Consider the following 5371-nt stretch of genomic DNA (forward strand, 5'->3'; position numbering starts at 1 on the left):
CTAATCAAGACAGAAAACATTAAAAAATACCCTGCTTACAAAAGCTCAGGCGTAGAATGGATTGGGGAAGTTCCTGAGCATTGGGAAGTTATGAGATTAGGTAATAAATTTAAAGAACGTCGTACTAAGGTTTCTGATAAGGATTTTCCACCTTTATCAGTTACCAAAAACGGAATTGTACCTCAATTAGCTACGGCAGCAAAAAGCAAAGATGGAGATAATAGAAAATTAGTAAGAAAAGGCGATTTTGTTATTAATAGTCGTTCTGACAGAAAAGGCTCTAGTGGAATTGCCTTTGAAGATGGTTCTGTTTCTCTTATCAATATTGTAATGCAACCAAAAGGAATATCTCCAATATTTTGTAATTACTTGTTAAAAGGTTATTCATTTATTGAAGAATTTTATAGAATGGGTCATGGCATTGTAGCTGATTTATGGACAACTAGATATGATGAAATGAAAAATATCAAAGTTGCTATCCCCCCACTATCTGAACAAACCCAAATAGCCAACTTCCTAGACAAAAAAACAAAAGATATAGACATAGCGATTGCCCAAAAACAACAGCTTATTTCTCTTTTAGAAGAGCGAAAACAAATCATCATTCAAGATGCCGTTACGAAAGGAATTGATAAAACTGCAAAACTAAAAGAGAGTGGTATAGAATGGATTGGAAAAATACCTGAGCATTGGGAGGTTAAAAGATTAAAGTATTTTTCTTCTTTGAAGGCTAGAATAGGGTTTCATGGATTAAACTCTTCTGACTTTACAGATGAGGGAGAAGCCTACTGCATAACAGGAACAGACTTTAAAGATGGCAAAATAGATTTTAAAGATTGTTATAAAGTAAGTGAGTATTGGTACAAAATGGATAAGAATATTCAAGTGGCTAATAATGATTTATTAGTTACAAAGGACGGAACAATAGGAAAAACAGCCATTGTTTCCAATTTAAAGGAAAAGGCTACTCTAAATAGTGGAGTGTTTCTTCTTAGAACAATAGAAGAAATATTTGTAAAATACCTTTATTGGTCGCTAAACTCTAAATTATTTACAAGTCAGATAGATATAGTTTCAAGAGGTTCTACAATCATTCATTTGTACGAAAGAGACTTTAAGAACTTTTTATTTCTAGTCCCTCCACTATCTGAACAAAAACAAATCGTATCTCATATAGAATCAGCTTCTAAAAAAATAGATAAAGCTATTTCATTACAAAAAAAGCAAATCAAGAAGCTAAAAGAATACAAATCGGTCTTGATAGATGCAGCCGTTACAGGGAAAATAAAAGTAAGTGAATAACAGAGCCTAATTACCTATCACACTATACATCACATCTAAAAACTATACTAAAAATGGTTTCAAAAACAAGAGAGTTAGATTTAGAAATTGCGATTGAAAAATGTTTAGTAGGCATTTCTTCTGAGCAGTTAAAAACAAATGAAAATCATCATACAGATAATTTGTACGGTGGAGACCATTTTTATAGTGGAAGAAGTATAGATTTTAATAAACGCTATGCCATTGATGAACACCGTTTTTGGCACTTTTTAGAAAACACACAAGAAAAGGAACTCAAAAAAGTACAGCGTTCTACCGATTGGAAGCTCAAAATAATAGAGCGTTACGACCGTACTGTAAAAAAATATGGCTTGTTGCGTGTTTTGCGTAAAGGGTTAGATGTTGAGGACGCTCACTTTACATTTTTCTATCAATATCCATTAGTAGGTAGTAGCCAAACGGTAAAAGATAACTTTGAAAAAAATGAGTTTAGCCTTACTCGTCAGCTTCATTATAGTTTGGATAATCCTTCCGAATCCATAGACATGGTTTTGTTTGTCAATGGCTTGCCTATAAGCACTATTGAACTCAAAAACCATTGGACAGGACAAAGTGCAAAAGTACATGGCATTCGCCAGTATCAGAACGATAGAGACGAAAAACAGCCTTTACTTAACTTTGGAAGATGTTTGGTTCATTTTGCCTTAGATACGGATGAAGCCTACATGACCACGAAATTAGCAGGTAAAAAAACGTTTTTCCTACCCTTCAACAAAGGCAATAACAACGGAAAAGGAAATCCAGTCAATCCGAACGGACACAAAACAGCCTACGTTTGGGAGGAAGTTTTGACACGAAAAAGTTTGGCGAATATCATTCAACATTTTGTCCGTTTTGATGGAAAATCTACGGACGCACTTAGTAAGAGAACGCTATTTTTTCCACGTTATCATCAAATGGATGTAGTAAGAAAAATCATAAAAGACACTTCAAACAATGGTGTAGGCAAAACCTATTTGATTCAGCATTCAGCAGGCTCAGGCAAATCTAATTCTATTACTTGGCTTGCCTATCAACTTATAGAAGTTTATCCAAAAACAAGTACAGATTCTAATGTCCGTCCTCTGTTTGATTCTGTTATTGTGGTTACAGATAGGCGTTTGTTAGACAAACAGCTTCGTCAGAATATCAAAGAGTTTTCAGAAGTCAAAAATATTGTTGCTCCAGCTTTTTCTTCAAGAGAACTGAAAGAGAGCTTAGAACAAGGAAAGAAAATCATTATCACAACTATACAAAAATTCCCTTTTATCATTGATGGAATAGCCGATTTAAGTGGCAATCGTTTTGCCGTAATCATTGATGAAGCGCACAGTTCACAAGGAGGCTCAACAGCAGGAAAAATGAATACTGCAATGGGGAATCGTTCAGAGGAAAATGAAGACAACGAAACAGAGGACGTACAAGACAAAATAATCAAAGCGATGAAGGCTCGTAAAATGAAAGGCAATGCTTCTTATTTTGCTTTCACAGCTACACCAAAGAACACTACTTTAGAGAAATTTGGCGAATTACAAAAGGATGGCTCATTCAAGCCTTTTCATTTGTATTCAATGAAACAGGCGATTGAGGAAGGATTTATTTTAGATGTAATTGCTAACTACACCACTTATAAGAGCTATTACGAAATTCAAAAATCTATTGAAGACAATCCTTTATTTGATAGTAAAAAGGCTCAGAAGAAACTAAAAGCATTCGTAGAAAGTGATAAACGAACTATCAATACAAAGGCAGAAGTAATTTTTGAGCATTTCATAAGTCAAGTAGTCAATACAAAACGTCTCAAAGGAAAAGCAAAAGGAATGGTAATTACCCAAAATATAGAAACTACCATTCGTTACTATACAGCTTTGAAAAGCATTTTAGAGAAGAAAGGTAATCCGTTTAAAATTGTTGTTGCTTTCTCAGGCAAAAAGGAAGTAGATGGTGTGGAATGGACAGAATCCTTATTAAACGGCTTTTCAGAATCTGATACAAGAAAACAGTTTGATACCGATGAATACAGATTACTTATTGTAGCAAACAAGTATCTGACAGGCTTTGACCAGCCTAAACTATGCGTAATGTATGTTGATAAAAAACTACAAGGTGTTTTGGCAGTTCAAGCACTTTCTCGTATCAATAGAGCAGCAAGTAAGTACGGTAAAAAAACAGAAGATTTGTTTGTTTTGGACTTCTTCAACAGCGTTGTAGATATTAAAAAATCTTTTGACCCTTTCTATACCTCAACTACACTAAGTGAAGCTACGGATGTAAATGTCCTTCATGAGCTAAAATCTACTCTTGACGAAGTAGGAGTTTACGAAACAAGCGAAATTGAGGAGTTTGTCGAGAAATTCTTTTTAGGAAAGGATGCACAAGAATTAAGTCCAATTATTGACACAGCAGCAGCACGTTTTAATGAAGAACTGGAACTAGAAGACAAAGAGAAAGCAGATTTCAAGATTAAAGCAAAACAGTTTGTAAAAGTCTATGGGCAGATTTCGTCCATCATTCCCTATGAAATGATAGCTTGGGAAAAGCTCTTTTGGTTTCTCAAATTCTTAATTCCTAAACTGATTGTCAAAACAAAATCAGACGAGATAATAGACGACTTACTAGAATCCGTTGATTTATCTACTTACGGCTTAGAAAGGAAAACATTAGGTCATTCTATCGTTTTAGACGATGCAGAATCAGAAATAAAACCTCAGAACGCAAATCCTAGAGGAGCGCATGGAGGAGAAAGTGAACACGATTTATTAGATGAGATTATCAATACATTTAATCAAAGATGGTTTCACGGTTGGGATGCCACAGCAGAAGACCAACGAGTAAAGTTTGTAATGCTTACTAAGCATGTACAGGCTCACCCAGACTATGAAACAAAGGTTGCTAACAATAAAGACATTCAAAATAGAGATATTGCTTTTCAAAAAATATTGGAAGAAGTAATGATGCAACAGCGTAGAAAAGAGTTAGATTTATACAAACTTTACACGCAAGATGAATCCTTTAGACAAGCCTTTTTTGATACTATGAAGCAAATGATGAATAAGTCTTCTTTTTAATTTTATTATAGTTCTTTTAGAAAATATGTATAAAAATAAAAAAAACCGAATCATTTTAAAGTGATTCGGCTTTTATTTTTGTTATCCTTCGTACCCAAAAAATCGTTGAATTTTGCTTATGATTTCTATAACAGCAAAAAAGAAGCTCCATCCTGTACACAAATAAACTACTAAAAATATAAGGGAAGCAGGAATAAACATCCAATCTGCTATCATTAGAGCGTTGAAAGTTTTATATGCTATGTGATAACCGAAAAAAGCACTTGAACACCAAACAATAAATACGAGTAAATAACCGAGTTTTTTCTTCATAATTGAAAAAGATTTATATAAAAATATTGAATAGAATGTAAATAAATCACTCTTTTTTGAATTTCAGTTTTACACCTTTTGTTTCCTCCCAATGTTCCATACGACACTTTTTGGAGCAATACTTTTGATGATTTACTTTGTAAATATAGAGATTTCCACAATGAACACACTCTCTATTTCCTTTTTCCAACGGATTGCGTTTAACGGAATCCGTTGTATTTGATGCGTTAGGAAACTCAAAACCTATCGGATTCGTCTTTGATTCGTGTTTTGATTCGGTCTGAAACCCTGCTGCTTGTCTTGAATAGGCTTGATTTGGTGCAGAAAACGTTTGATTCGCTTGGTTTTGGATAGAACTTGATAGATTTTGAAAAAAATCTTTGATAAAACCCTTTAGCTCACTCATATCAAAATCATTGTTTTTGCTACCGTGCAAAGCGTTTTTCTTTTGTAGTACATCAAAATTTACTCCTTCACGCTCTGTATTTCTGAGGTAAATAAATTTATAGCGATACGATAGAAGGCAAATGATTTCTAAGATAAAAACTACGAAGCCAACCAGTAACGCAAGGTCTAAATTTTCAGATTCAGCTAAAAGGATTCTAGTTTCAGATAACTTTTCCGAAGCTGTGAGCTTTCCGTCCAGCTTGTCCATAACTTCGTTTTTGGCT

Annotated in this window: 4 protein-coding genes; 2 read left to right on the forward strand and 2 right to left on the reverse strand. The window is 34.0% G+C overall.

Features of this window, described 5'->3' with window-relative positions; translation table 11 throughout:
- On the forward strand, window positions 1–1302 hold a 1302-nt coding region (locus tag QZ659_RS19950; RefSeq protein ID WP_291728768.1), incomplete at its 5' end, for a restriction endonuclease subunit S.
- 53 nt (window positions 1303–1355) lie between these two features.
- On the forward strand, window positions 1356–4388 hold the full coding sequence (locus QZ659_RS19955; RefSeq protein ID WP_291728769.1) for a type I restriction endonuclease subunit R: 3033 nt from the start codon (window positions 1356–1358) through the stop codon (window positions 4386–4388).
- Window positions 4389–4469: 81 nt separating this feature from the next.
- Here QZ659_RS19955 and QZ659_RS19960 read toward each other — a convergent pair whose 3' ends face one another.
- Window positions 4470–4700, reverse strand: coding sequence for a hypothetical protein (locus QZ659_RS19960; protein ID WP_291728771.1), 231 nt, complete (start codon window positions 4698–4700; stop codon window positions 4470–4472).
- A gap of 46 nt (window positions 4701–4746) precedes the next feature.
- A partial coding sequence (locus tag QZ659_RS19965; RefSeq protein WP_291728773.1) for a hypothetical protein occupies window positions 4747–5371 on the reverse strand: 625 nt, incomplete at its 5' end.

The organism is Bernardetia sp. (assembly GCF_020630935.1).
Classification (GTDB): Bacteria; Bacteroidota; Bacteroidia; order Cytophagales; family Bernardetiaceae; genus Bernardetia.

Bases quoted from the DNA above. Each gene is read 5' to 3' on its own strand.
- QZ659_RS19955 (WP_291728769.1), top strand. From the start codon at position 1,356: ATGGTTTCAAAAACAAGAGAGTTAGATTTAGAAATTGCGATTGAAAAA.
- QZ659_RS19960 (WP_291728771.1), bottom strand. From the start codon at position 4,700: ATGAAGAAAAAACTCGGTTATTTACTCGTATTTATTGTTTGGTGTTCA.